The organism is Treponema primitia, from assembly GCF_046533075.1.
GTDB classification, from domain to species: domain Bacteria; phylum Spirochaetota; class Spirochaetia; order Treponematales; family Breznakiellaceae; genus Termitinema; species Termitinema primitia_B.
The window spans coordinates 1-24,316 of record NZ_JAJQRB010000030.1 but is presented as its reverse complement, the minus strand read 5'-3'; the positions used below and the strand labels follow the sequence as shown (position 1 = coordinate 24,316).

The window sequence follows — 24,316 nt, the reverse complement described above, 5'->3', positions numbered from 1 at the left end:
TTGCTCCTTCTAAGTAGTATAGCCGTTTACACTAATTTTGTTACAAGTCCTTGAAGGATAATATTTTATTTTGGTTTATTTGTATCGTTTTCTTTAATTGTCATTTGTGGATTTGAAATCTATTTTATACCAGTTTTTATTAATAATTTCCCATCTAAACATTTTAATAAAATCCTTTACGATTTATCATTAGGGATATTTATTCTATTTTATAATTAATTATATTCCTCAAAAGCAAAAGGCTAAAAAAGCCGAAATTGTACTGAAATCATATTTTAAAAATATTTCATCGAGTCTAGGATGCTTGCTTGCAGTATTTAATGGGATTGCAAAAATGAATATAGATGATACTTTTTCATATAGTCAAGATAAATTATATTTTAAAATAGATGATGTTTATTATTATGAAAGTATAAATACTTTTATTAATTACCAAATGAATAGAATTGGAAATATAATAAATGGCATTATTTCTATACCAATATATAAAGATATTGATGAAGACAAGTCAGAAATAATTTCTATTCTAGATTCATCTGATTTTATGAATCATACAATGGTAAATATTTCAAAATCAACCCAGGAAGAAAGAAATAAAACTATATATAGTTATAAGAACTTAGATAAATATAAGGATATGATAAAATTATATACCAAATTATCAAAAAATAAAAATATATCAACTTCGTTTTTATTAAATGAAAAAGAAAAAACCGATTATTCTGTTATAATTTCATTATGCAAAGAACGTAAGGGTATGACGTATCTGAATGGGATTAAAGTTGGGAAAATATCATAATTTAATAGGCTTCATCGTATTTACTTAGTCAAATGTCTAAAAACAGGTTCCGTTGAATATACATATATGCCAATTCCGCATAATACCACAATAATAAAAATAATTATTTTTATTATCAACCAAGGAATATTGGATTTTTTCTTACCGCATCGCGGACACATCTTTAAATCCGTGAATATATATTTACCACATTTTTTACATTTACATAATGTTCTGGACATATTGATTGCTTTGGGTCTGCTTTTTACTATTATCCACATCCTGAATATTCAAAAGAAGATTAATTTGTTTTAAAATATACTGCTGATAAGCAGGTGTAAGTTCTTTATAAAGCGCGATCAGTGTAGCGTATTTATTTTCATGATTATGATCAAACATTTCTCCTTCACCATCGCGAAGCCATTTTTCACTGACCCCAAAGGAAGCGCAGATAAGTTTGATAACCCGATCATTGACTCTCCGTTTATCAACTTCAATCCCCGCAAGGTATCCGCTGGACAAGTATATAACCCGTGAAAATTTAACTTGGGAAATGTTCAGCACAGCCCGTACTTGAGCTATACGGCGATTAACTGATACTGAAGCATCGTTTATAACTTCCATCTGATACTACCTTTTTGCGAAACATCGCGTCCATAAATAGCCCTTTTTTCAAGATATAAATTTCAACGGGATTAATATTTTGGGGTGCCAGCTTGAGTATACTCTGCACCACCGATGCACTTTCGATTAACTCAATCCCTCCCACTTTCCTCATGTATTTGCTGTATGCTCTCCATCAACAAAAAATACTTTTATTCCTTCTTCGGGAAAACGATGTTTTACCTCGGTTATAATTTCCCTTGCTCTTTGTGCATCCTCATCGTGCAGATAACTTATAAGCATAAAATTTTCTTCCGGCCATGTAGGGGTTCCCATGCGGTATTGGGTTCGCCCCCTCCCATGCACAACCGGAATAAAGGTATAATAAAAATCCGGCATTGCTTCTTCCAGGCCGGTAATAATTTCTTCCTGAACTGAACGATTGGCCATAACTTCAAGTCGTTTCATATTATTCATCCCCTACTTCTGTGTTTAAGGCTAATACCTTCTTTAATTTCCTCTTTTTCCCCCGGAGTTCTCGAACGCCACGGCGTTCATTAAGGAACGAATACATTACAGGAATAAAAAACAGCGTTATAAACGTAGCGGAAGTAAGCCCCCCAGTAACGGTTAAGCCGATTGGTTGGATCATCATAGACGATTTTCCGGGGAAAAAGGACATGGGGATAAGTCCCAGGATAGTGGTAAGGGTGGTCATAAGCACCGGTCTAAGCCGTGAGGCCCCGGCTTCAAGACAGGCTTCACGTACCGGAATACCCCGGCCCACCAGCAGATTAGTATAATCCACCAGAATGATGCCGTTATTTACCACAATACCCACCAGCATCACCAGGCCCACCATAGTAAAGATACTTATTGATTGCCCGGTTATAAGATATATGAGCGCTATTCCAATGAGCATTAGGGGGATGGTGAACAGGTTAATAAATGGGTCCTTAAAGGATTCATATTGACCGGCCATAACCCCGAACACCAGCAGTATTGCCAGAGTTATAATCATGATGAATGTCCTGATAGTTTTCGTTATCTCTCCCCATTGTCCGGCATAACTTATAGTAACCCCCCCCGGTGCAACAAAATTACGGCTGAGGACATCCTTTATTTTATTTTCCACCGTATCCGCCCGGTATCCATCTTCCAATGTACCGGTTACATGAATAACCCGTGATTGATCTTCTCGTTTGATGCTTACCGGCCCCAAGCCCTTTTCCAAAGAAGCAAAGTTGGCAAGAGGAATAAGAGAGCCATTCGATGAAGCGACAAATATCCGGTCCAGATCGGGAAGTTTTTTTCGATCCTCATCCCGGAGGAGGATGGTTACATTATATTCGTTCCCGCTATACCGGAATGTAGTAGCGGTAGCGCCATTCATGGAAGCGGCAATCTCATTAGCGATACTGTTTATCGAAAGCCCCAGGTTATAGGCTCTGGTCCTATCTATAATCACTTCAACCTGGGGCAGCCCTTCGGTCATATCAACAGAAACTTCCGTCAGTTCAGGAACCTCAGCCTTGATTATCCCTGCAATTTCCTGCGCTGCGGCAAGCCCGGTATCAATATCATCAACCCTAAGGACAATATCAATATCGGAACCTCCTGCCATTGCCCGGGCCATGCCTTGGCTGAAACTCAAGGTAGCGTTGGGGAAATCATTAAAATGGTTCCGCAATTTTGCCATTACTACTGCGCTGTTATCGGCCTGTGGATTATCCATATCAAGACCGATACTCAATTCTCCCTTGTAAGTCCCCGCCCCGTTAAATGAACGCCCGGAATTCCCCACATTAACAATAATGTTTTTTGCCCCCTTAATTTCATCAATGGCAAATTCCTGAAGCTGGAGCATTACCGCCTTGGTGTTTTCATAGGTAGTTCCCAAGGGAAGGCTTACATTGAGACTCACTGAATCCTCATTCATAGGAGGCATCATAACGATATTCATTTTGGAGATACTTAGTATGCACCCTGCAAATATGGCGACAACCAGGGCAACGGTTACCAAGCGGTGTCGTATCGCCAAATCAAGCAATCGCCGGTATCCGGCGATTAGACCGTTGATGGCCCCTTCAACCAGGGAATCCATTTTTTTAAGAAAATAGTTTTTCAATGGTTTTTGGGTACGGGTTTGCAAAACAAGATATTTACTTGCAAGAATAGGAACCAGAAATATTGCAATAAAAAGACTTGACACCAGGGCAATAGCCACGGTAAAAATCATGCCCTGAAAAAGTTCCCCCATCATACCCAGCCTGCTTTTGAATAACATGATGGGAATAAAAACACAGATAGTCGTTAAGGTTGATGAAACAATGGACGACATCATTTCCTGGCTTCCCAATACTGCCGATATGGCAGGCTTCGCCCCCCGTTCCCGGAATTTGTAAATATTTTCAAGAATTACGATTGATGAATCCACAATCATACCAACCCCCAGGATGAGCCCGGTCATGGTCAGCATATTAAGGGTGATACCCGCAAGGCTCATCACCAGAAGGGTAACAAGGATTGAGAAAGGTATTGAAATCCCAATAATGATAGTGCTTTTAATGTTTCGCAGAAAAACAAACAGAACCAGCATAGCAAGCCCCGCCCCCTGTAAGGCAGAACTGATAAGCTCATTTATCATATCCCTGATTTGAGAGGTATTATCTTCGTTTATTTCAAGACTTACATCGGCAGGAAGCAGTTTTTTAATTTCTTCCAGGCGCTCATAGACTTTATCAGCCACGGCTACTGAATTAGTGCCGCTTTGTTTTGTTACCATAACATAGACACCGCTTTCACCGTTGATAAAGACCGTTGAAGTTTCGTCAGGATAACCCAGGGAGACTGCCCCAATATCCTGAAGCCGTATATCAGCGCCGTTCCGTTGGGCGACTACCGTTTCCGCAATATCCTGAATGGTGGTATATTCCCCGGTGGTACGGATACTGTAATTTTTTGAACTATCCTCAATGGAACCGGCGCCAAGCTCCAAGTTCTGGCTTGCCAGAGTCCGGCTGATTTCGGTAATGGTAAGCGCGTAGGCTTCAAGACGATTTTGGGATACTTCCACTTTAACCATCTGCTGCCGCCCCCCCATAACATCCGTGGAGGCGACACCATCTATCTGTTCCAGCCGGTCCTGGATAGTATCCTCAGCAATTTTACGCAGTTCATTTTGTGTCCGGTCCCCCCGGACAGCAATCCTCAATATGGGCATTGATGAAGGATCGAATTGCATAATTGACGGGCTATCCACATCGTCAGGTAGGCGCCTCTTAACCCGGTCCAACCGGTCCCGTATATCATTGACCTTATTATCAAGGTTCGTCCCATAATCAAATTCCAGGGTTATCATACTGCTTCCTTCGGAAGAAGTAGAATTCATGCTGGTTAAACCACCGATATTTACGAGCGTTGATTCCAGTAGTTTTGTTACTGTTTTTTCCACTGTCTCAGGCCCTGCGCCGCTATAGGTGGTATTTATCATAAGCATGGGATTATTCATTTCAGGAAACATATCAATAGCCACATCGGACACGAGGTATAAACCGATGATTGCAATGAGGCCGAAAACAATCAGCCCCAAAACCGGGCGGGCTACAATTTTTTGTGAAACACTCATGCGTCATTCCTCCGGTTTACTATCCGTACTGCGGCCCCATCGGTAAGGAACTGCTGTCCCTGGATAACCACCTGTTCACCAACCCGTAATCCTGTCTTGATTTCCGTAACCCCATCTACTGTAACACCAGTAACAACTTCTCTAAAAATAACTGTGCCGGTTAAATCCACAGAGTTTACATCTTCGACCACATAAACTCCTGTGGTTTCCCTCATTTCCACGAGAGTATCCGTAGGAATAGTAATAACATTGCTATATGTGCGAGTATTAAGCTTAATCCGGGCAAACATACCTGAATTTATCCGCTGGTCAGTTTTCTCAAACCGCAATACAACTTTTTTTGTCCGTGAATTGGGGTCCACCACCGGAGAAACCCGGTATACTGCGGCAGTAAAGGTTTCGCCGGGAAATGCCTCTAAGGTAATTGCCGCCCTAAGCCCCGCCTGTAACTGTCCAATTTCGCGTTCTGGAATGAGCGCCTCAATTTCCAATGAATCATTTCCTGAAATAGTCATAATCGTCTGGCTTGTGGAAACTGTGGAACCCACCGTTATTGGCGGCGTAACCACCATTCCCGTGATGGGGGCATATACCGGACTTAATGAATAGCTTATCCCCGGACGGGAAGGATCGATCTCCGCAATAATATCTCCTTTTCTTACCGTAACGCCAATATCCACCCGCATGGATACCAGTTTTCCCGCCGCATCAGGAACCACCGCAACCTGATGTTCACTGATAATATTTCCATTCACTTCTATGTATGCCTGTATAGTCCTTACTTCCGCTTCATTAATACGAACCGAAAATAAGGTGTCTGATGAAGTCACTGACCTCGGCGGTCCTCCGAACCCGCTGCCGGGTCCTCCCGGCCCACCGACGTTACTTTTTTCGGCTAAGAGGGAAGGTGCGATAATCAGTCCCGCTATCACAACCAGAGTAACAATAAAAATAAGCAGCTTCCTTGATTTACCTTGCTTTGCCATTATAAACTCCTTTCCTTTTTGAGTATTATGAAAAAAACCACAAAAACACCGGATCGCACTGAAGAAAATGAAGATAAAACTTCATGTTTTCCTATGTTCTTGTGGTTCAATTAAAATCACTGCCATAAACTCCCAAAGGGGATATTTAATTCTTTTTCCAAGTCCAGGCTTGCAGCTACAAGATTATAAAACTCCTGCTTTACCCGGTTCTTTGCCTGCAAAAGGCTGTCTCCCGCTGCTCGGAGCTGCTGCATATCCGCAGTTCCCCTCCGGTATGATTCAGACCACATTTCATAGGTTCGTTCCGCAAGCTCCCCGTTAAGGGTTAATGCTTCAATAGTTTCAATGGATTGCCCAATGCTTCTTTGTAATTGCCGGATACGCATATCCTGATTCAAAAGAGCTTCCTGAATTTGGCTTCGGTAAATTTTGAGACTATCATCAACAGCGTCTATCTTAGTCCGCTGACCGGAGCCGGGTAAAAAACTGTCCAGGTTTATACCGATGCCCACAGAGAACGAGCCGCTGCTATCGGCAAAAACATCATTTGAATAGGCTGGAGCGCTGTTCCAGGAAAGTTGGAGGTTTGGCATATAGGCTTGATTCCAGAGAATTTTTCGCTGTATTTCCAAGGATTCCAAGGATTTTCGCAGGGCAGTAATGGTCCAGGATTCTTGCTTTCTCGTTTCCGATATGCCTTCCGGGAGCGCCCCTGGTATTATTACTTCCAGTTGTCCTTCAAGCTGTACTACTTCATCAGAACCTAGCCCCAGGATTTGTTTAAAACCTTCCAGAGCATTAACATATTGCGTCTCGGCGCTCCTGAGATCCGGCTTCAGATTTTCAAGCTCAACCCTCGCGGAAAGTTCATCAAGATTAGACGCCTGACCAACCTTAGAACGGGCGGAAGCTTCTTCATACCGCGCCTGAGCGGAGGCAATACTTTCTTCCGCCAGTTCAACATTAGCATGGATCAGTAAAAGCTGATAAAAAAGTTTCCGTACCTCAAGTTCCAGTTCTTGTTTTGCCCCTTCGTAACTAATAATCCCCACTTCATAATCGGTCTTTGTTTTTTTCATAGTGGCAATAACCGCAGGGGAGAGGCTTACACTTGCAGACAATGAAAGCCCCGGCGTCCACTCATCCCCACCGGGGGGAAGATCGCCGGTTAGAGAAGTCCCCCGCCTTACATTTGCCCCGGCATTTATGGAGGGTAAAAGGTTATTCCATGACCGGTCGGACTCCCGTTTTTTTCCCGCCGTTTCAATCCTTGTCCGGTTCAGGCCGAGGTTGTGTTCCAATGCAAGGGCAACCGCCGTGTCTAAATCAAGTGCGGTTTCGGCAGAAAGCATTACAACAGTACCAAATAGAATTATACAGACAAAAAACATGGTTTTTTGATTCATCTTGCTAAAATACAATGATAAATTTGCAAATTCCATAAACAGGGCATGAATAATTTATAACATTTTGTTATATTTCCTCTGGCTAAAACACACTAAATATTATATGTACATTTTTAGTTAAGGCTCTTTGATAAAATTCAAGTAATCCATTATATTCACTTATTAATTCTTGAAATAATTCTTTCCGCTTGTCTTGTTTCCATATATTTGGATGTATTTTATTTTTCTTAAATGTTTTTGGATCAAATTTTTTCTCCAATTCCTTTATGTCAATATTTTTCATTGCGTTATATATTTCCGGTACTTCATTATTTTTAATACAGGCAATAAAATGGTCATATTTTGTATCAAGAATATGAACTCCTACAATGGATTCGCTCAATTTATTATTTTTAACCGGAAAATAAGCTGATGAGCCAGTTAATAAAAAATGTAAACCATCCCATAATTTATTAATTAGATAATTTTCGTTGGTATCTTTCAGTTCATTACGATGATTAGCATTAAATATCACTAATTTATCCAAAGTAAATTCATCTACCATCATATAAAATCCAAGCAACTCCATTTTAAACCCCTTTAACTGTTATCCAGATGCAGAACAAGCAAGCCCTTTCTTTATCAAAAAATAACTTAGCCGTTTTTTTGCCCTGTAAACGCGTACTTTCACCGCATTTTCTTTAATACTAAGAACACGCCCTATCTCTTTATAATTCAACATCCCATATTCTTTTAAAATAATTACGGCATATAAATGGATAGGCAAGTTTTCAAGCGTTTTCCGAATCTCCAACCTATCCGCCTCTTTTTGTAGGATGTTTTCGATCCCATCCTGGTCTTGCACAATTTCACGAAAGGTCCGTTGATATGCGATAGTTTCTCTGTTTCTATGTTTTATATAGTTTAATGCGACATTTTTTGCTACTCTTATTAGCCAGTATTTTGCTTCTTCCGGGTTAGGGAAAACCATTTTCTTTTCATAAAGACGGAAAAATGTCTCTTGGCATATATCCTCAGTCGATTCTTCGCATCGGGTGATATAGTTTACCACCCGATGAATGACCGGAAAGGCCGTACTGTACAGTTTTTGAAATTCAACATTAGGCACATCAACCATATCTAAAACCAAAGCTTGCCCCCACTTGGCATTCTTATTAAATTATCTAGCCTTCTATAATGTTGCATAAGTCAGAAGGATTTTTATCTTGTATGTCCAGAAGAAGTTCAATCTGCTTCAAGATATATTCCCTAAATTGGAGATTGAGTTCCTTGTAAAGAGATACCAGCTTAGTATACTCATTATGCCCTTGGCCGAACATTTCACCTTCCCCGCTTTTGAGCCATTTCTCGTTGACAGAGAAGGAAGCGCAGATCAGCTTGACAACCCGCTCATTGACCTTCCGTTTCCCCACTTCCACCCCCGCAAGGTATCCGCTGGAAAGGGATATGACCCTGGAGAATTTCACTTGGGTAAGGCATAACGCCTCCCGAACCTGTTTGATACGATAGGTAATGGTTGTTTTGTCAGCGCTTTCCATCATAGTATCCTTGTTAAAGGATTATATAATTTGACATGAAAAAACGCCATTAACAACAGATAAATATTTTATAACATTTTGTTATATTTCACCTTTCAACTTGTAAAAATGATAGCCGTATTATAAAATGGCTTAAAACCCACAAGTACCAAAGAGGTTACTTATGAAAGGAAACATTTTAATTATAGAGGATATTCAGGAGTTGGTTGAACTCATGTCATTATACCTTTTGAAAGAAGGGCTCGAAATAAAATCAACCAATAGCGCCGAGGAGGCATTTGTCATATTAGATGAATGGAAACCCGATCTTATTATATTAGACATCAATCTCCCCGGCGTTGATGGATTCGAATTTCTCCATAAATATCGCCATACCAGTAATATACCCGTATTGATTGTATCGGCCCGGAATACAGATGAAGATATTATCACGGGCTTAGGATATGGCGCCGATGAATATGTAACCAAACCATTTTCCCCAAAGGTATTGGTTGCCAGGGTTCGATCCATACTCAGGAGAAGTCAGGATACACAAAACACCAATGAAAGCAAGTCATTCAGTTTTGGTCCATTTATTCTGGATTATGATTCCTGTATACTAAAAAAAGAGGGAAAAAGAATAGCTTTATCAGCCAAAGAATATGCTATTTTGGCCTGCCTAACCACCTCTGCCGGAAAACCCCTTGGACCGGAACAAATATACCGGAATGTTTGGAAAAATGAGTATGGAGATCTCACCACCATAGGGGTTTATATGCAGCGGCTTCGCAAAAAGATAGAAAATGATCCATCAAATCCCCACTACATCGAGACTATTCACGGTATGGGTTACCGGCTTAACTCCGATACCATAAAAGGCACAGGATTATGAAAATAAAAACCCAATTTCATTTGCTAATTGCCGGTATTATCCTATTGCCCATTTTAACCATCAGCGCCCAGGTATTGATCATGCGTCTCCACGATGAAAACAATACCTTCAATATTCCTGTTTACGAAGAAATAACACCCTTTTTCAATGAAAATTTTACCGCTGCGGAATGGGACTCTGTTGCTGGTTTTATTGGGCATACCCGGCCAAATACAGATATTACTGTTTTTAGAGATGATTTGATGGTGATTTATTCAACCCTTGATAACTTTTCTTCCGGTGTAACTGCAACTGAGGCAGAAATACTCTCATTAATCAAAGCCGAAAATTCCCGGTATGGATACAGCTTTGAATCGCCGCCGTGGCTGAGGGAAGGCCAGATATTTATTTTATTGCGATTTGATCGGGAAGCACCCCGTCCTCCGAGTCCTTTTGTTTTTATGGGAAGAATAGTATTAAGCGTTATCGCCCTTGTTTTACTATTTGTGATCATCATGTCCTTGCTTATTGCCCGATCCATTACCCAATCGGTACTTGTTTTAGAAAAAGCAACCCGGCGCATTGCATTAGGAGAATTGGATTTACCGGTTGACGTAAAAGGCAGCAATGAAATAACCTCCCTTACCAGTTCCCTCAACCGGATGCGGCTTGCCCTCAAGGAAGAAGAACAACGCCGGACCCGTTTCATCATGGGCATCACCCACGATCTCAAAACACCTCTGGCGCTCATTAAAGGGTATGCCGAGGCTATTGGTGATGGTATCACTTCTGATCCGGTATCACAGACCCATTCAGTTGAAATCATCGTATCCAAGGCAGATCAGCTTGAAAGCATGATAGACAATCTTATTGATTTTGTACGCCTTGACACCGGTGAATGGCGGTGTAATCTTTCCAAAATAAATCTTTCTACCTTTCTCTCCACATATACAGAACGTATCAAGGACGATGCAGAACTTTTAAATCGCCGTGTGGAAACTACTATTGATTTGCCAAAAGATACTTTCATTTCAATGGATGAACTTCTTACTATCCGGGCAATAGAAAATCTCGTTAATAACAGTCTCCGATATACCCGAAGTGGTGGCCTCATCAAGATCGGCACATATAGCAAAGACCATCAGATAATTATTGAAGTGAGCGATGACGGCCCAGGCATACATGAGGAAGATATTCCCCATGTATTTGAAACCTTTTACCGTGGTACTAATTCCCGTCGTGAACAAGGGATGGGATTAGGACTTGCCGTAGTGAAAGGTGTTGTCGACACTCATGGTTGGAAGATTACGGTGGAATCTGAAAAGGGGAAAGGAAGTTGTTTCCGCATTATCATTCCTTTAGAAATATAAACGATCTGAAATGGTGTACCTTTTTCAGAGAGGGTAACACATAAATATCGACACACCTTTTTAACTAAGGGTCGAATATGTCAGGTATCTTTGTACCATGACAATTTCGTGAAGTAATACATAAGGAAGAAAGGAAGATATGACGGGTAACAAGCAGAAAGTTGATACTTCAATAAACAATCGGCTTCTCGAAATTCGTAAAGCGAAAGGGCTTACCCAAGAAGAATTTGCAAATAGGATTAAGATAAGCCGTTCCATGATTGCCTCCATTGAAGAAGGACGGCGGGAAGTAAAGGACCATCTTATTTCCTTAGTCTGTTTTACCTTTGCGGCTAATAAGCATTGGATTAAAACCGGCGAAGGAACCATGTTCGACAATCCGCAGAATGAACGGCTGGAACGGATTATTTACCATTTTAATAATTTAGACGAAAACTCCCAGGATTTTATTTTGCAGCATCTGGACTTACTTATTGAATACCGGAAGAAAGAGAGTATAAAGTAAAGGGTTTGCGCTTCCATGCCCATCAAATATATATCTTTAATATAGATCAATAGTACTCTTGAATTAATCCCCAGCACAGTGGGAATTCATCGCTTAACCTATTGGCACAATGTACAATATATTATATGTGCCATTTCCTAAAATGAAGTTATCTCTACCGATATTTCTTTTATTTTATCCCTATAAGGTGGATCGCCAAAAAATCGTTTATATTCACGATTAAACTGGGAGATACTTTTATAGCTCATTTCAAGCATGGTAGTGGTGACATCTTTTTCCCAAAACAGCGACAACCGTGGAACTATTGTGATTTTTGGTTATATTGCAATTATGAGGCACCGCACCCCCTTGCTATTCCGGCCATTCTAGCTATACTCTGTGTAAGTATCGTAAGTACTTTGGCCCAATATGCAAAAACTCCTGGAGCAATGATGGACAGAATGAAAATTGATACAAAAGTTATAGATGAAATAGCATCATTAGGTGGCTTCAATCTTGACTTCTTAAACAAGAACAATATTCCGTTGACTATATTTTCTGAATTAATAGCACATTACCATTTCACAATCGTTGAATCCGAAGCAATTAAATATCTTATGGACCATTACGCAAATGTATTTGACGAAGATGAAAAAAGTACTCTGTTAGAAGTCTCAAGATACTTTCTAAATTATTATAATAATCTTGAAAATACAAAAGATAATGCATCCTTATTAAAATTAGCAGAAATATTCGTTGATTCCTACGAAAACTTTTATATCCTTCAGGGGAAAAAATTTGAGCCATTAGTATTTAATAATTTTACCAGTGCTAAAATATTAGATTTATGTTCCGGACCTGATTTTATCAATTTCATTCCAAGTATCAATGATACTAACCAGTATTATTGTATTGATAAATCATTATTTGTTAGAAACGTAATTCAATATCAATGCAAAAAATACAATAGTGACAACATAAAAGTAATACAGGATACTAATACAAATTTTTTAAATCACAAAATTTGCAAAGATTTTAATTGTATTAGGGCAAAGAATGTGTTCAAATATGACAACGACTTTTGTTCAACGGTAAGAATTTATTTTAATCGGATACTAAGTAAGGGTGCTATGATTTTTCAAGAAACAAGTTGTCTAAACGCATTTGAATATTATATTCAAATGTCTGGTTTTATAGAAATGTGCAGATATTTCATATATAGCGGATGCAATTTTGAATATACAAAGGGAGAAAAGAACAATGAAATATCCTTTGATACATTGACATTCTGCAAAAATAATATACCGGACACGGAAATAGAATGGAACAGGTTCAGTAAATTTATCCGTGATAGGAATAATTATACTACATCGTAGTCCCTAAAAGGTTTTTCCCACCCTGAGTCGCCAATGCTCTATCCTTTTATTTTATATCAGATTCCTTTGCCATTCCTACCGTACTTTACTACTTGAATAATTTATGGGTATATCATAGTCATATGCTTTTAATAAATTCCTTATACCATCTTCATACATATCATCTTTCTGTTCAGGATTAATAGTAATACTTTTCAAAGGTAATTTTCCATTAAAATCAATAACAATATAAGGAGTGATTAAATTATTTCTTGCCCTAAAGTGTTCAACTTTCCCAACATATTCATCTTTTAGGGTATACGCTATCCTGATTTCGTTTTCATAGCTAAAATTTTTGTCTTTTTTCAATATAAAAGCAGCATTAAGTGTGTCGAATATCACATTAAAAAGATTATCCTGGATTTCCTTTTCCTTCTCTGGATTATTTATCTCATGTAATCTCGTAAGGGCTTCAAATGATTGTTCAAGGATGCTTATTATTCTTGAATCATCATACATTGCTTCTCCATATCGCTTTATAGTGGATATTTCTTTTACTGCACCATCCCTATCCAGTATATTAATTTCATCAACCTTAACAGTATCTATCATGGTTGGCGTATCAAATTCTAAAACAATACCATTCTTCCCATAGTTTTTCCACATAGCTACTGAATCATTGTCCCTTGAAAACGAAATAATATAGGTTTGTTTTCTTAGTTTCTTCAGTATCCCCTCATGAATATCTTCTTTATATATACCAATATATTTCTTAAATTTTTCATCCGTAGCATTATCAATGATATTTTTATATAATCTTTCTATATCCTTTAATTCAAGTAAATCATTTAGGTATTCACAATTTGTAGCCCACAGGGTGCTTGTCTTTAGCATATTAATTAATGATTCCAGTCCGGTATAATGAAAGATATAATCTTTTGTGCAATTAATATGTTGGCTTTTAGAAATATATTCTTCCAGAGTATTAAAATCAAAACTTTCTATATCCATTTTCATAACTTTATTATTCGGAATTGCAATAATTAGTCAAGCATTATTCCAATCATTCGGCCTATCGGTACCTGGCACCGAATTCAAGAAATCAGAAAATGGGAGAAGTCTCTCCCCACGCTCCAAACCTTCGGTTTTCCGCTCCCCCTCTCTGCGGGGAAACCCCGCAACGCCCCCATAGTAGGAAGAAATTGCTCCGCAATTTCAAAATCATTTACTTACACCAATATTTCAAAACAATTCCACAGGATTCTCTGCCCATATAAACCCTATTCCCCGGTATCCTTTTGGCATGCCCCTTGCTTATCTGCCCTTGAGGGGCAGGCAAGGGGCATGCCAACCCCCTACGGGGGCCAGGGCTAACGCCAAACACCGCTTAGAAAACACTGTCCTACCTTCCAGTTTTCCAAGACCCTTCGGGATTTTTTTTGCCCCCGGTGGTGGAACCCTGGGGGAAGGGGCTGTGAGCCCCCAGGGTCCCACCACCTCAATAGGGGCAAAAAAAAGGGGGGGGACCGGGGGGACGGCGGCGTTGTCCGTCCGGTACTATCGCTGTTTCATATAGGGAGTTCTTTATGCTTAGAAAATTCTATCTAGCTTTGGTTCTCGTTTTCCCGTGTCAATTTGATCGGGTACATTGTTGTCCATACTTCGCTACTGTAAAAGCCCACACATTACCCGGCCCGGCCCTGTCCACCTTCGGTAACTACTACACCGCAAAACGGTATTTCCGCCACAAAAAAAGCGCCCAAAAATGGGCGGCGTTCATGGTCCGTACGTACACCAAAGGCCCCCGCGAAAATCCCTTGCTCACCGGGGGGCAGCTTGCTTTATTTTAGTCTTTTTTTACCTCGGTCCTAGTTATCGGGGGTTATTTCTTTTTTAGAGGTATTTCTATGTTAGAGGAAGAAGATGAAGAATTTGTTACCCAAGCCGGAATTGATACCCGCAGGTCCAGCCAGCAAGTTTCCGCCGCTCCAATTAGGGCTAGAAAAACCGTACCAGGTCATAAACCCTATACCCCGCAATTTTCAGAAACGGCTACCGTATCTGTACGGCGCCTTGCCTGGGCATTAGGAAAAAAAATGCCTGCCGCAGTAGATCACATGGTCCAATTACTGTTAGCAGTTTACAAACCCGCTTCAATTTGTAGCCATTGTCAGGACAAATCAAAATGCCAAAAGTGTATTTTCAGTCAGGAGCCATTTGAACTATCAAAAGTAACTTTGTAACGCCATCCCCCCGCTTATGCGGGGGTAATTAGTATCATTAAGAGGTTAGAACATGAACTACTTTGAAAAATGCCAATCAGTAGAGGAAGCCAAAAAACGGTACCGGGAATTACTCAAGCAGTACCACCCCGACCACGCAGGACCCGAAGGGGAAGCAATTACCAAAGAAATCATAGGGCAGTTTAATACTTTCCTAAACGGCTTTATGTCCCATTCGTTCAATTCGTATTATGAGGACAAGGAATGGAAACCCGGCGCCGATGCGGTTACACCCTTTCAGGAAATCTTACAGAAAATCATAAACCTTGAATGTGAGATAGAAATCATCGGCTATTGGATCTACTGCTTTAATTCAAAAGAAGTACGGGAACAACTCAAAGCCCTGGGGTTCTGGTTCTCCGGTAACCGCAAAGCCTGGATTTATTCAGGCCGCCCAAAGCGCAATATTTCAAGCCATGAAACCCTAGACGAAATTAGGGCAAAGAAAGGCAGTCAGAAAGTAAGCCGCGAAAAAGAAGAAAAAGAGAAAAAGGCTTATAAATTGGCCATATAAGCAAACCGCCCCTGCTTATGCGGGGGTTATTTCCCACAAGGAGCATCCCATGGTAATTAATTTTGAAATAGCTGATAAACTAGCGATCATCATCCCCCGCAGCCAATTACTGATAACCGCCGCCAATCCCGAAACCTATGCCGAGCCAATAGAACGGCTTGCGAAGCAGTTTGAAAAATGTCCTAAACTTTACGAGACCCACGGAAAAAACGACCACCCCGCTATCTTCCATTACTTCTACGGCGGAACCGATATTTTCATTTGCGAGTACGACCGGGAAGATACCATGTTCGGCTATACCATTCTAAACGATGATCTTGAAATGTCCGAATGGGGCTACACCAGTGTTTCTGAAATCTGTCGTATAGCTCCCTTAAATATTGATTATTGGTTTGAAGAACAGACCATTGAGGCAGCCCTTTACAAGCGCAATCCCGATTATTTTAGAAAACCTGTATCAGCATACAAACCAAAGGGACTGCCCGAATAATCTCCGGACAGTCCCTTCCCAATTCTTCATTCCTAATTTTTCTGTTACGCTGTTCGGGCTTTTACCAGCTCCGGCATAAAAACCCGCTCCGCTTCCCCGAGCTGCCGCCCCAGGTAGGCCGCCCCGCCCTGATGCCGTGCCAAGGAAGAAAGCAAGGGCAACGGCACATTATCAATTTTACCGTCAATGCCGCTCCCCGTATCGGTAAACCGAACCGTAATCCGGTTAGAAAGATTCCTGCACATCATCTTTTCAACATCCACATCCCACTTATTGATTATCATAACCCTTTCCTCCTTTTTTTTCTTATTCTGGTTTTGTTTTCAGGATCACCATATTCCCCGATGGCCGGGTAACGAGGAACCCATCCCTCTTGCGGAACCGAAGGAACAGCTCTCCGTTCTCCATTGATTCTGTGGTCCCGTCAAACTTCTTGATCTCGATACCCCGCCTATTCCCATGTTTTAACCGTTTCGGATTCATAAAAATGGCAAAGGGCGTGTCATTTTCAATCGCCCCAATCTGTGGCATGATGGAAACCTCATGATACGGGTACAGGTCCAGTTTTCCCGGCATAGCCTCTGTGGGATGCCGCCATATTGGATGCCCGTTAGCATCCTCGATATTGGCGATATGATTAAGGAGAGTCTCATGGAGGAACCATGCACAATCCTTGCGCTCCTCTGCAGGAACTCTATACACGGCGTCCCGGAAATCCTTCCATGTTAAGGCGTTAATATCCGCCCCGGCAATCTCTACCTCCACCGTCCCATCAGCCGCCAGAGCCCCGGTGAAGGGATCCTCATCGGCCAGCAGACATTGACGATCAAACTCCTGCCCGTAGGCTTCGGTAAATTCGTCGATGAACATGGCGCCCAGGTCGGTAAAGACATCTTCCTCGAATTCATCGAACCAGGGGATATACCCCGCCAGGGTATACGCCTTAAGTTCCACCCGCTGCGACCCCTGGGGCTTCGAGCCGGTAATCTGCTGCCCATAAGCGGTGAGCCAATGAAGCTGCACCCCGCCCCGGTCCCGAGTAGGGAGGAAGATAGACGGCCCCATCATAGAACGATTGTGGACCAGTTTCATCATCACACTTTTCTTCGCGGCATCTTGCATAATCTCATTTTCATAAATGGGATTGATAAGGTACTGATCATTGGTAGCCATATTTCCCATCGGTTCCCCCAGGGCTGCCCGCTCTACCTTCCAGCCTTTTTCTCCCCAGGACACATCCCGGGGATTGGTCCAGTTATCGGCCTTGAGGTTCGGCGTAAAACTTAATTCCGCCAAGGCCCCATGATTCCCGGTCCAGGCCGCCGCCAACGCCTTACCGAGCCGGTACTGTAGTTCCTTCCGGGTAAGCTCCCGAGGGTTCGCCGCCTGTCCCTTGAGTTCATCCCGAAGGTGTTTCACCGTACTTTTCAAAGCCATTGTTTCATCCCCGTACTGTTTAGACAGGGCTTCACAAATCTTAAAAATATCCTCCAGGATAATCTCTTTTTCCCGGAAGTATTCCGCTGCCTTCGCCGGGTCCGTAAACCCGGTCTTTTCAACTGTGGCCATAGCCGCCAGTTTTTCCCGTACCGCCTTAATTAACTCATCCATACATCACTCCATAAAAAATAGAATAGCTGCTAAAAGCAGCGTACTGCCCCTAATTCCTCATCCCAATGAACCCCATAAATTGCCGAATCCCCGTAAGCTCCTCCACCGGTTCCTGTTCTGTCATTGCCTTAGCCAAGGCATAGGGATTAGCCGGAACATTACACACACTGAATTCTAAAAGCTCCTGCTTACGGAATATCAGCGTTGTTCCATCCTCCGCAGCTTTCTTGTCAGGAATCTCAATTTCCAACACCCGGAACCCCACCGACCCCGCCCGGATCACCCCGGCCTTAACCCGCTCCCCGATAGCCCAACCGAAGGGATCATAGTCCTTGTCATTAAAGATGATGTTCCCATGCAACCCTTTGTCATCGGCGTGAAGTCCATCGGCCCGGCCAATCGCCGGAATATCATAGCGGTGGGCCCACTCAATAACCGGATTATCCAGATACCGCTTGAAATCCCAGCCAGCAGGATCTACCCGCTCATAATACCGGTCCAGATCAAAGGTCGAAAAAGTCCAGGCCACCCCCTCCGGCCCTTCTTCCGTTTTCATTGAAAGGGTAAAAGGAACTGCCGCAATGAATTCAAATCCCGAATCCACCCTCCTAATTCCTCCCTCCTCATTTTTAATTCCCAATTCCCCCCGAAGAAATTCCAGTAATACCGATTTATTCGGTATCCCAAAATCTCCCCGCTTAGTCCGCACTATCATTCCTGCTATTCCTCCTTACGGTTCAGGCGCCGCCATAAAAACACAATTCTGCTTTCTGTACCAAATCAAGGATAAAGGCAATCTTTATCAGTTCCCCCTCATTACGTACGTGCAATAGGTCATATAAATCCTGCTTATGGGTCTCCACGGTCCGTTTACTAATTTGCAGCGTATTACCAATTTCAATTACCTTAAATCCATTGCAAACCAATCGAAGTACCTCCATTTGTCGGGGGGAAATATCATAATCGTAATCAGGAATTTCCGGCTGCAACTCGATACGCCGCTGAACAGTCTGCATCCAGTATTCCTCACCGTGCAGTATTTTTTGGAGACCCGAGCATACTTCACTATACTCATCACGAAAATTCAAATAGCTTTTAACCCCGCAGAAGAAAAAGCCCATAGCCAATTCGTCAGGAAACTCCCCAATGGAAAAGGCAACAATTCTTAATGCTGGCATAGTCCGTAATAGCTTTCCCATCATAAAAGGGGTGGCGCTTTGGTAAAAGCAACTCTCAATAAATATCAGTCCCGGTTTCAGTTCATTGATTTCATAGTAGAGCGCATCTTTCTCATTGGAAGTAATCTGCACATTCTGAAACCCTGCCTGTGTCAGGTAGCGTTTACAGAGAGGAAGGATACCCTGTGCTTTGCTCACAATGAGAACACCGCCCATGCTTAGACTTCATCCCCCTTTGCTGTCGGTATCATGTTCCGTGGCCGATACCAAATATCCCCCCAGGGCTTTGAGTCCTTCCCCCGTTCTTTTAATACTTCATTGATGGTTTTCAGACCCGCATTAATTTCTGCAATATCCCGGTTACTCTGCGCATCTTCACTTTCCTGCAGTTCGGGAATATCGGCCAAATCAAATGTGCCCACTTCGCTAAGTCCAAGCCGCATAAAAAATTGCGTTTTGATAATGTCCTCAAAGTTCTTTAACAAAGGAACGATGGTGTACTTCCAGAATTCGGCGTGTTGCTCCGCCGTATCCTTCCCCGATAAAGGACTCCCCTTATCCTGGATATTGGCCACCTTGGGCGGTATCCCGTACTTGGCAAGGATGGCATAGACAATCCACCGTTTAAGCTCAAAGAGCTTCACCGTTTCAGGGGTAAAACTTAAAGGTTTGAATTCTGTCCCCTTCCCCAGGACCGCAATTTTCCGGCTTGCCCGTGCCTCCCCGTACTTCGCTTCCCACCTCCTTTCCAATGCGTCAGCCTCCTCCGGCCTAATCACCTGGTCTGTTTTCAGAATCCCCTGGGGCACCGCATTATGTTTCAGTAGTTGCGAATTCGCCCGGTTCGCATAGTAATCTTGCTCAAGCTCCAATGAGAAAGAAACCAACGGACTAACCCCCCGCAGCGGATTCCAGGGGTTCCATTCACGGAAATGCACAATCTCATCCTGCAAAATAGGGATCAGTTCGGTATCCGACTGATAAAACCACCGCCCACATTTCCCGTCCAAAATAGTTCCCTCCGATTCATGCCGCATCCTGCGGGGATCAAGTACATAAATCTCATTTGGAATTCCACCGGCATAGAAATTCCCAAACCACCAAAACGCCTCCCCCTCAAGCAACCACCATGCCGCAGTCTCTTTCCACAAATCAAAACAGCTCATCATTTTGTTTGGCCTATTAAATAATGCATACAGTTTTCCTGTCGTAATTTTATTGCCGCTCCGTACTACTGTAAAATTCGCCCTGGCAACATTTCGTATCACAATGCCAACAGCAATATTAACCCAGGCGTTGAATAAGTACGGATCATCGACATATTTTTTTACGGTAGAATTCGAAAAATCCGGAAAATTTCCCGCTGAAAAGTGATCTATGTCACTGGTTTTTTCAACGTTTTTTTCAGTTTCACTATTTTTCTGTTTTGTGGTATGGATAATTCTCTTAAGTATATTCATGGTATCCTTGCAACATAACGATAAAATATTTACTTTTAGTTATGCGGCTATCACTCCTAACTGGGCATCGCTAAAAATGGCATACCGCATGGCGTCCATGTAATGGTCATTTACCTTGATAATCTCCCCATCCTCATCCCGGCAGTAATCCCATCGTTCAGACAGTACCCCGGTACACGCAGACGATACAAAGAATTGCCGCCGCTCCATCTTCGCTATGATGTAATCAATGCCCGCGTCCACACTGTTATTTGCCTTCATCCCGTTCGTAATCTCCTGTATCCGCTCCCCTCCGGCCGGATCACAGAAAATTGAAAAATCAATATCCTCCCCCTTCCAGTTAAACCACCCCCGTTGTAAAAGTTCCTCGTTAAATGTTTTTGTGGTCATGTTATAGCTGCCGCAATCATCCAGCACGTAAATACGATTATCCTTAATCCCGATTTTCACATTTGTGATATTCATCCCAAAGTCCTGCCCCGCAGCAAAACGGTCAAAGGTTTCAGGAAGCTCCCCAGGATCAAGAATCATATCTTCTTCAAACTGGTCATAAATCACCCCCTCAGCCTTAACCCAAAGCCCATCCCGGAATCGGGCTTTTTGTTTTTCAGGCAAAGCGTCAAGGATGTCAGAAATATAGTCAGCGGGTAGATTGTCCTTGTTATCCTCCGGGTTAAGCAGCATGGAGGCGTAAAGCTCCGGTTTCGGTAATGCTTCCCCGGATTGAAACGCCTGCTTCTTTACGAATATTTTGTATGCCCAATGCAAAGGGCTGCCCGGATTGCAGTCATACAGAAAGAGGTTCCGGCATCCCGGAACCCGCATAGCCAGACGGCTATAGGCCGTAGTAACTGCCGCATAGGAAAGCTGCGAAACTTCGTTAAAATAAATCGAATTGTATTCATGGCCGAGAATCTTATCCGCCTGTTCCCGGTCCCCCAGCCCGCCAATCCAAATTTCACTGCCGTTGAAAAGGGTAATCATGTTTTCATGGGCCAGGTAGGTGAAGCCCGCAGAACCCACCGTATTGGTAAGCGCCGGTAATAAGGTTTCCCGCAGTACACTGGACCGAGCATCCTTTGCCCGCAGCCGGCAAATCAAATGCCGGGAACCGGGAAACCGTAACGCCCGGTATACAATCGCCATCACCAGCACCGTTGTTTTCCCGCTCCGGGAACCGCCAAACAACAGAATATGTTTAGCCCCGCTTTTAATCAGGTTAAGCGCTTTTTTTTGCACCGTAGTTGGCTTGAATACCTTTGTTGTTCCCATGTTCCCGGCCCGCTCCTATAGTCCCTCAAAATCGGGAATAAACGTTATTTGTCCGTTTTTATCAGTCTGTCCTTCCGGCTTGTCTTTTCCCGCCGTAAGTCCTGCCGCTTCACGTTCCGCACGAATAGCCGTGGACACCCAATCTGTTACCGTCCCCTGTGCAAGCTCCCCCGGTTCCATCAAATCCAATTTCTTGCTCACCACTTGCAGCATCTTCCCGGTAACCATTCGGTGGACCCGCCCTTGCTCCTCGATAGTTTTCCGCAGCTCCGCCTGTTTCAGATGGTCAAGGTATTGGTCGTAATCCGCCGCCCGTTCACGCCACTTGAATTGCATGGACCATCCCCGCCACATCCGGTACCGCTTCGCCGCCCTGCCAGCATCCCCTTCATGCTTTTCTACCGCCTTACGAATATTCCGCTCCGCCCCAAAATCCCGGTAAACGCAAAATGCGGCATAGGCCGCCCCCGATTCCCCGGTCAACCGCTCCCAGCTTTCAAAGGGCAGCACCGCCGCCCGCGCCTCCTCAATGGTCTTTTCAATGTCCGTCATCATTGCCCCTTATCCGTTTCCGGTGGGAAATCAAAAAGGTCCCGCTCTTTATCATCCCCGTCATCAGCATCCACACCCGCCATATTCCCCCCGGCATTAACCCAGGCTTCAATTTCCGAAGGCCGGAACCGTACCACCTTCTTAACTTTGTGGAAGGGTATTTCTTTATGCAGCACATACCGCCTGATAGTTTGTTCCGCAAGCTTGATAGCCGCCGCCAATTCCGCAATGGTCAATAAGGTTTCCACAGTTCCCTCCGGTAAAAAAATATTCCGCTGTACCTCCCAAATGGTTGCACAAGAGCAAGAGAAAATATCTACGTAAAAAGTGCAATTTTTCATTTCATACATTCCCGGCGCCCGAGCAAAAAAAAAGCTCCTACCGCCGGAGCGGTAAGAGCCGTATAAATCAGTATCTTGTATCTTATGCCTGTTTCTGTGCTTGTCTTGCTTTTGGTTTCGGCATGGGAATAATATTGTCCTTACGGTTCGGGCTTTCCGGTTTCACAAGTTCAAGCGGCATTTGTTTCTTAGCCTTCGCTATTTTAGCCCGTGCTATTTTAACCTGGGCAGCTTTATCAAGCCCGGAAGGAATCCCCGCTATAACGTATTGCGCCTTCATCACATCGGTCAGATCCCTGGGGTCCAGATGCGTATACCATTCGGTCATTCGGTCAGACCTATGCCCTGTCACCGATTGCACCTGTTCTATGGTCAGCCCCTGCTTAAGCAATTCGGTATTCAGGAAATGCCGCCAGGCATGAACCGAAATCCCCCGCCGCTTAACCTCGGCCTTATCAATGCCAACCTTCTCCAACGCCCGGTGAAGTTCGTTATACACTGTCTTCCGTCCATAAGGGGTTACCCCGCCATCCTCGGAAAACACATACCGGTCCCCCTTGCTGTTCCGTTCCGCAAATTTGCGCAGCAACGTCATCATTTCAGGAATAAGCGGAATAGTCCGGGTCTCTTTCGTTTTAGTCGGTCCATATCCAAAATCCCCATATTGCCCGCAGATATAAATATAGTCCTGGTATACATACTCACTCCGCAGCCCAACAATCTCCCCAATCCGCATCCCCGTCATGGAAGCCAGCCGGTTAGCAGCATAAGAAATCTCCTGATGGTTCCAAACCCCTTCCCAAGTCTCGGGGAACAGTTTTTGCACCTCATCAACCTTAAGGATATGGATAGGCTTCCGGTCATTCTTAAGCCGCCGCACAATAGAGCAGGGGTTAAACTTGATAAGTCCCCGTTCAGTCGCCTGACCCATCATCACGTTAAGGACATTAAATACCGAATTTGCATAGGTATTCTGGTAAGCCTTATTTTCCCGCTTCTTGAACCCAAGAAGCCACGAATTAACATTCTCAGTGGTAATCTTCCCCAACGGCGTTTTCCCAAAGTAGGGCAGAATCTGGTTTTTCAGCATTTTTCTGCAGTTCCAGAGATACGAGTCAGTAATGTCCGCCCGCCCATCCTGGTTCTCAACATACACCGATCCCCGGTCCCAGAACCCCACGGCGAAATCCCCAAATGTCTCAATTCTCCCTTTCCCTGGTACCAGCATATCCTTTTTTAATAACTGGTTACAGTAATTCCGTGCCGCCGTTTTCCCCTCACACCCCGTAGTCCACGGTCCCACTCGTACTCCATCATCATCATAGGCGTAATAAAACACCACCTTCGTCCCATTCGAATACTTCCTCGTAAACAGCGTGAAATCGTTATGCATAAAAAACCCCATTTTTGGAAATTGATAACGCACTTGATAACGAATCAATTTCCCGTGTTTAAGGCACACTCCCTAGCAACGCTAAGTCTTTATACAATAAGTAGTAAAAAATGACCTTTGTGAAATATACAAATGGCCATTTTTAGGTAAATCCTTGTCAGACAAAGAAATAAATCGGCTATGAATGGCGGTTTAAATCTTAGTTTGGCGGGTGTATGCAGGTAT

Annotated in this window: 27 protein-coding genes; 9 read left to right on the top strand and 18 right to left on the bottom strand. The window is 43.0% G+C overall.

The genetic code is table 11. The features are described from left to right. The first annotated feature begins 334 nt into the window (after positions 1-334). A complete protein-coding gene (locus tag LQZ19_RS06010; protein WP_411046757.1) occupies positions 335-799 on the top strand; it encodes a hypothetical protein in 465 nt (154 codons plus the stop codon). A 201-nt stretch (positions 800-1,000) separates the two neighbouring features. Here LQZ19_RS06010 and LQZ19_RS06005 read toward each other — a convergent pair whose 3' ends face one another. From LQZ19_RS06005 to LQZ19_RS05970, 8 genes are all read right to left on the bottom strand, one after another. Continuing rightward, positions 1,001-1,402: a helix-turn-helix domain-containing protein gene (locus tag LQZ19_RS06005; RefSeq protein WP_411046756.1), complete on the bottom strand. Its 402-nt coding sequence runs from the start codon at positions 1,400-1,402 to the stop codon at positions 1,001-1,003. A gap of 150 nt (positions 1,403-1,552) precedes the next feature. After that, on the bottom strand, positions 1,553-1,849 hold the full coding sequence (locus LQZ19_RS06000; RefSeq protein ID WP_411046755.1) for a PG0541 family transporter-associated protein: 297 nt from the start codon (positions 1,847-1,849) through the stop codon (positions 1,553-1,555). A gap of 1 nt (position 1,850) precedes the next feature. Beyond that, positions 1,851-5,009: an efflux RND transporter permease subunit gene (locus LQZ19_RS05995; RefSeq protein ID WP_411046754.1), complete on the bottom strand. Its 3,159-nt coding sequence runs from the start codon at positions 5,007-5,009 to the stop codon at positions 1,851-1,853. Beyond that, a complete protein-coding gene (locus tag LQZ19_RS05990; RefSeq protein WP_411046753.1) occupies positions 5,006-5,995 on the bottom strand; it encodes an efflux RND transporter periplasmic adaptor subunit in 990 nt (329 codons plus the stop codon). Before LQZ19_RS05990 ends, LQZ19_RS05995 begins: the two co-directional genes overlap by 4 nt. Positions 5,996-6,111: 116 nt before the next feature. After that, positions 6,112-7,401, bottom strand: a complete 1,290-nt coding sequence (locus LQZ19_RS05985; protein WP_411046752.1) for a TolC family protein — start codon at positions 7,399-7,401, stop codon at positions 6,112-6,114. An 82-nt stretch (positions 7,402-7,483) separates the two neighbouring features. Further along, complete coding sequence (locus tag LQZ19_RS05980) at positions 7,484-7,969, bottom strand: YfbM family protein (RefSeq protein ID WP_411046751.1); 486 nt, start codon at positions 7,967-7,969, stop codon at positions 7,484-7,486. 18 nt (positions 7,970-7,987) lie between these two features. Beyond that, positions 7,988-8,530 carry an RNA polymerase sigma factor gene (locus tag LQZ19_RS05975; RefSeq protein ID WP_411046750.1) on the bottom strand — a complete coding sequence of 181 codons (543 nt, stop codon included), beginning with the start codon at positions 8,528-8,530 and terminating at the stop codon, positions 7,988-7,990. Between the two features lie 34 nt (positions 8,531-8,564). Further along, on the bottom strand, positions 8,565-8,942 hold the full coding sequence (locus LQZ19_RS05970; protein WP_411046749.1) for a helix-turn-helix domain-containing protein: 378 nt from the start codon (positions 8,940-8,942) through the stop codon (positions 8,565-8,567). A 160-nt stretch (positions 8,943-9,102) separates the two neighbouring features. On the opposite strand from LQZ19_RS05970, the gene LQZ19_RS05965 reads away from it, so the two are divergent. From LQZ19_RS05965 to LQZ19_RS05950, 4 genes are all read left to right on the top strand, one after another. Then, positions 9,103-9,810: a response regulator transcription factor gene (locus LQZ19_RS05965; RefSeq protein ID WP_411046748.1), complete on the top strand. Its 708-nt coding sequence runs from the start codon at positions 9,103-9,105 to the stop codon at positions 9,808-9,810. Further along, on the top strand, positions 9,807-11,159 hold the full coding sequence (locus LQZ19_RS05960) for a sensor histidine kinase (protein WP_411046747.1): 1,353 nt from the start codon (positions 9,807-9,809) through the stop codon (positions 11,157-11,159). The genes LQZ19_RS05965 and LQZ19_RS05960 overlap by 4 nt, the downstream gene beginning before the upstream one ends. Positions 11,160-11,298: 139 nt before the next feature. Next, entirely contained in the window at positions 11,299-11,664 is a 366-nt protein-coding gene (locus tag LQZ19_RS05955; protein WP_411046746.1) for a helix-turn-helix domain-containing protein, read from the top strand. Between the two features lie 398 nt (positions 11,665-12,062). Beyond that, positions 12,063-13,019 (top strand): hypothetical protein, encoded by a 957-nt coding sequence (locus LQZ19_RS05950; RefSeq protein WP_411046745.1) that lies wholly within the window; start codon positions 12,063-12,065, stop codon positions 13,017-13,019. Positions 13,020-13,094: 75 nt separating this feature from the next. Here the strand turns inward: LQZ19_RS05950 and LQZ19_RS05945 are convergent, their stop codons facing one another. Further along, on the bottom strand, positions 13,095-14,015 hold the full coding sequence (locus LQZ19_RS05945) for a DUF2971 domain-containing protein (protein ID WP_411046744.1): 921 nt from the start codon (positions 14,013-14,015) through the stop codon (positions 13,095-13,097). A 569-nt stretch (positions 14,016-14,584) separates the two neighbouring features. On the opposite strand from LQZ19_RS05945, the gene LQZ19_RS05940 reads away from it, so the two are divergent. From LQZ19_RS05940 to LQZ19_RS05925, 4 genes are read left to right on the top strand one after another with little or no spacing between them, the layout of a single operon-like run. Beyond that, positions 14,585-14,848, top strand: coding sequence for a hypothetical protein (locus LQZ19_RS05940; RefSeq protein ID WP_411046743.1), 264 nt, complete (start codon positions 14,585-14,587; stop codon positions 14,846-14,848). A 57-nt stretch (positions 14,849-14,905) separates the two neighbouring features. Beyond that, positions 14,906-15,241 (top strand): SARP family transcriptional regulator, encoded by a 336-nt coding sequence (locus LQZ19_RS05935; RefSeq protein ID WP_411046742.1) that lies wholly within the window; start codon positions 14,906-14,908, stop codon positions 15,239-15,241. Between the two features lie 52 nt (positions 15,242-15,293). Beyond that, positions 15,294-15,794, top strand: coding sequence for a hypothetical protein (locus tag LQZ19_RS05930; RefSeq protein WP_411046741.1), 501 nt, complete (start codon positions 15,294-15,296; stop codon positions 15,792-15,794). 49 nt (positions 15,795-15,843) lie between these two features. Next, on the top strand, positions 15,844-16,284 hold the full coding sequence (locus LQZ19_RS05925; protein ID WP_411046740.1) for a hypothetical protein: 441 nt from the start codon (positions 15,844-15,846) through the stop codon (positions 16,282-16,284). A 44-nt stretch (positions 16,285-16,328) separates the two neighbouring features. Here the strand turns inward: LQZ19_RS05925 and LQZ19_RS05920 are convergent, their stop codons facing one another. The 9 genes from LQZ19_RS05920 to LQZ19_RS05880 all read right to left on the bottom strand — a co-directional run bounded on the left by LQZ19_RS05920 (position 16,329) and on the right by LQZ19_RS05880 (position 24,091). After that, positions 16,329-16,568 (bottom strand): hypothetical protein, encoded by a 240-nt coding sequence (locus tag LQZ19_RS05920; RefSeq protein WP_411046739.1) that lies wholly within the window; start codon positions 16,566-16,568, stop codon positions 16,329-16,331. Between the two features lie 22 nt (positions 16,569-16,590). After that, a complete protein-coding gene (locus LQZ19_RS05915) occupies positions 16,591-17,895 on the bottom strand; it encodes a phage major capsid protein (protein ID WP_411046738.1) in 1,305 nt (434 codons plus the stop codon). Positions 17,896-17,944: 49 nt separating this feature from the next. Beyond that, positions 17,945-18,610: an HK97 family phage prohead protease gene (locus tag LQZ19_RS05910; protein WP_411046737.1), complete on the bottom strand. Its 666-nt coding sequence runs from the start codon at positions 18,608-18,610 to the stop codon at positions 17,945-17,947. A gap of 22 nt (positions 18,611-18,632) precedes the next feature. After that, entirely contained in the window at positions 18,633-19,271 is a 639-nt protein-coding gene (locus LQZ19_RS05905) for a helix-turn-helix transcriptional regulator (protein WP_411046736.1), read from the bottom strand. A 20-nt stretch (positions 19,272-19,291) separates the two neighbouring features. Further along, the gene (locus LQZ19_RS05900) at positions 19,292-20,533 is read right to left on the bottom strand and encodes a phage portal protein (RefSeq protein ID WP_411046735.1); all 1,242 of its coding nucleotides are present in this window, start codon (positions 20,531-20,533) and stop codon (positions 19,292-19,294) included. Positions 20,534-20,572: 39 nt separating this feature from the next. Next, positions 20,573-21,805 (bottom strand): phage terminase large subunit, encoded by a 1,233-nt coding sequence (locus tag LQZ19_RS05895; protein ID WP_411046734.1) that lies wholly within the window; start codon positions 21,803-21,805, stop codon positions 20,573-20,575. Between the two features lie 15 nt (positions 21,806-21,820). Further along, a complete protein-coding gene (locus LQZ19_RS05890) occupies positions 21,821-22,360 on the bottom strand; it encodes a hypothetical protein (protein ID WP_411046733.1) in 540 nt (179 codons plus the stop codon). Further along, entirely contained in the window at positions 22,357-22,605 is a 249-nt protein-coding gene (locus LQZ19_RS05885) for a helix-turn-helix domain-containing protein (protein ID WP_411046732.1), read from the bottom strand. Before LQZ19_RS05885 ends, LQZ19_RS05890 begins: the two co-directional genes overlap by 4 nt. 175 nt (positions 22,606-22,780) lie before the next feature. Next, positions 22,781-24,091: a tyrosine-type recombinase/integrase gene (locus tag LQZ19_RS05880; RefSeq protein ID WP_411046731.1), complete on the bottom strand. Its 1,311-nt coding sequence runs from the start codon at positions 24,089-24,091 to the stop codon at positions 22,781-22,783. Positions 24,092-24,316 lie beyond the last annotated feature (225 nt).

Excerpts from the sequence above, each read along its gene's own strand:
- LQZ19_RS06010 (WP_411046757.1), top strand. The coding sequence starts at position 335 with ATGAATATAGATGATACTTTTTCATATAGTCAAGATAAATTATATTTT.
- LQZ19_RS06005 (WP_411046756.1), bottom strand. The coding sequence starts at position 1,402 with ATGGAAGTTATAAACGATGCTTCAGTATCAGTTAATCGCCGTATAGCT.
- LQZ19_RS06000 (WP_411046755.1), bottom strand. The coding sequence starts at position 1,849 with ATGAAACGACTTGAAGTTATGGCCAATCGTTCAGTTCAGGAAGAAATT.
- LQZ19_RS05995 (WP_411046754.1), bottom strand. The coding sequence starts at position 5,009 with ATGAGTGTTTCACAAAAAATTGTAGCCCGCCCGGTTTTGGGGCTGATT.
- LQZ19_RS05990 (WP_411046753.1), bottom strand. The coding sequence starts at position 5,995 with ATGGCAAAGCAAGGTAAATCAAGGAAGCTGCTTATTTTTATTGTTACT.
- LQZ19_RS05985 (WP_411046752.1), bottom strand. The coding sequence starts at position 7,401 with ATGAATCAAAAAACCATGTTTTTTGTCTGTATAATTCTATTTGGTACT.
- LQZ19_RS05980 (WP_411046751.1), bottom strand. The coding sequence starts at position 7,969 with ATGGAGTTGCTTGGATTTTATATGATGGTAGATGAATTTACTTTGGAT.
- LQZ19_RS05970 (WP_411046749.1), bottom strand. The coding sequence starts at position 8,942 with ATGATGGAAAGCGCTGACAAAACAACCATTACCTATCGTATCAAACAG.
- LQZ19_RS05965 (WP_411046748.1), top strand. The coding sequence starts at position 9,103 with ATGAAAGGAAACATTTTAATTATAGAGGATATTCAGGAGTTGGTTGAA.
- LQZ19_RS05960 (WP_411046747.1), top strand. The coding sequence starts at position 9,807 with ATGAAAATAAAAACCCAATTTCATTTGCTAATTGCCGGTATTATCCTA.
- LQZ19_RS05955 (WP_411046746.1), top strand. The coding sequence starts at position 11,299 with ATGACGGGTAACAAGCAGAAAGTTGATACTTCAATAAACAATCGGCTT.
- LQZ19_RS05945 (WP_411046744.1), bottom strand. The coding sequence starts at position 14,015 with ATGAAAATGGATATAGAAAGTTTTGATTTTAATACTCTGGAAGAATAT.
- LQZ19_RS05940 (WP_411046743.1), top strand. The coding sequence starts at position 14,585 with ATGCTTAGAAAATTCTATCTAGCTTTGGTTCTCGTTTTCCCGTGTCAA.
- LQZ19_RS05935 (WP_411046742.1), top strand. The coding sequence starts at position 14,906 with ATGTTAGAGGAAGAAGATGAAGAATTTGTTACCCAAGCCGGAATTGAT.
- LQZ19_RS05930 (WP_411046741.1), top strand. The coding sequence starts at position 15,294 with ATGAACTACTTTGAAAAATGCCAATCAGTAGAGGAAGCCAAAAAACGG.
- LQZ19_RS05925 (WP_411046740.1), top strand. The coding sequence starts at position 15,844 with ATGGTAATTAATTTTGAAATAGCTGATAAACTAGCGATCATCATCCCC.
- LQZ19_RS05920 (WP_411046739.1), bottom strand. The coding sequence starts at position 16,568 with ATGATAATCAATAAGTGGGATGTGGATGTTGAAAAGATGATGTGCAGG.
- LQZ19_RS05915 (WP_411046738.1), bottom strand. The coding sequence starts at position 17,895 with ATGGATGAGTTAATTAAGGCGGTACGGGAAAAACTGGCGGCTATGGCC.
- LQZ19_RS05910 (WP_411046737.1), bottom strand. The coding sequence starts at position 18,610 with ATGATAGTGCGGACTAAGCGGGGAGATTTTGGGATACCGAATAAATCG.
- LQZ19_RS05900 (WP_411046735.1), bottom strand. The coding sequence starts at position 20,533 with ATGAATATACTTAAGAGAATTATCCATACCACAAAACAGAAAAATAGT.
- LQZ19_RS05895 (WP_411046734.1), bottom strand. The coding sequence starts at position 21,805 with ATGGGAACAACAAAGGTATTCAAGCCAACTACGGTGCAAAAAAAAGCG.
- LQZ19_RS05890 (WP_411046733.1), bottom strand. The coding sequence starts at position 22,360 with ATGATGACGGACATTGAAAAGACCATTGAGGAGGCGCGGGCGGCGGTG.
- LQZ19_RS05880 (WP_411046731.1), bottom strand. The coding sequence starts at position 24,091 with ATGCATAACGATTTCACGCTGTTTACGAGGAAGTATTCGAATGGGACG.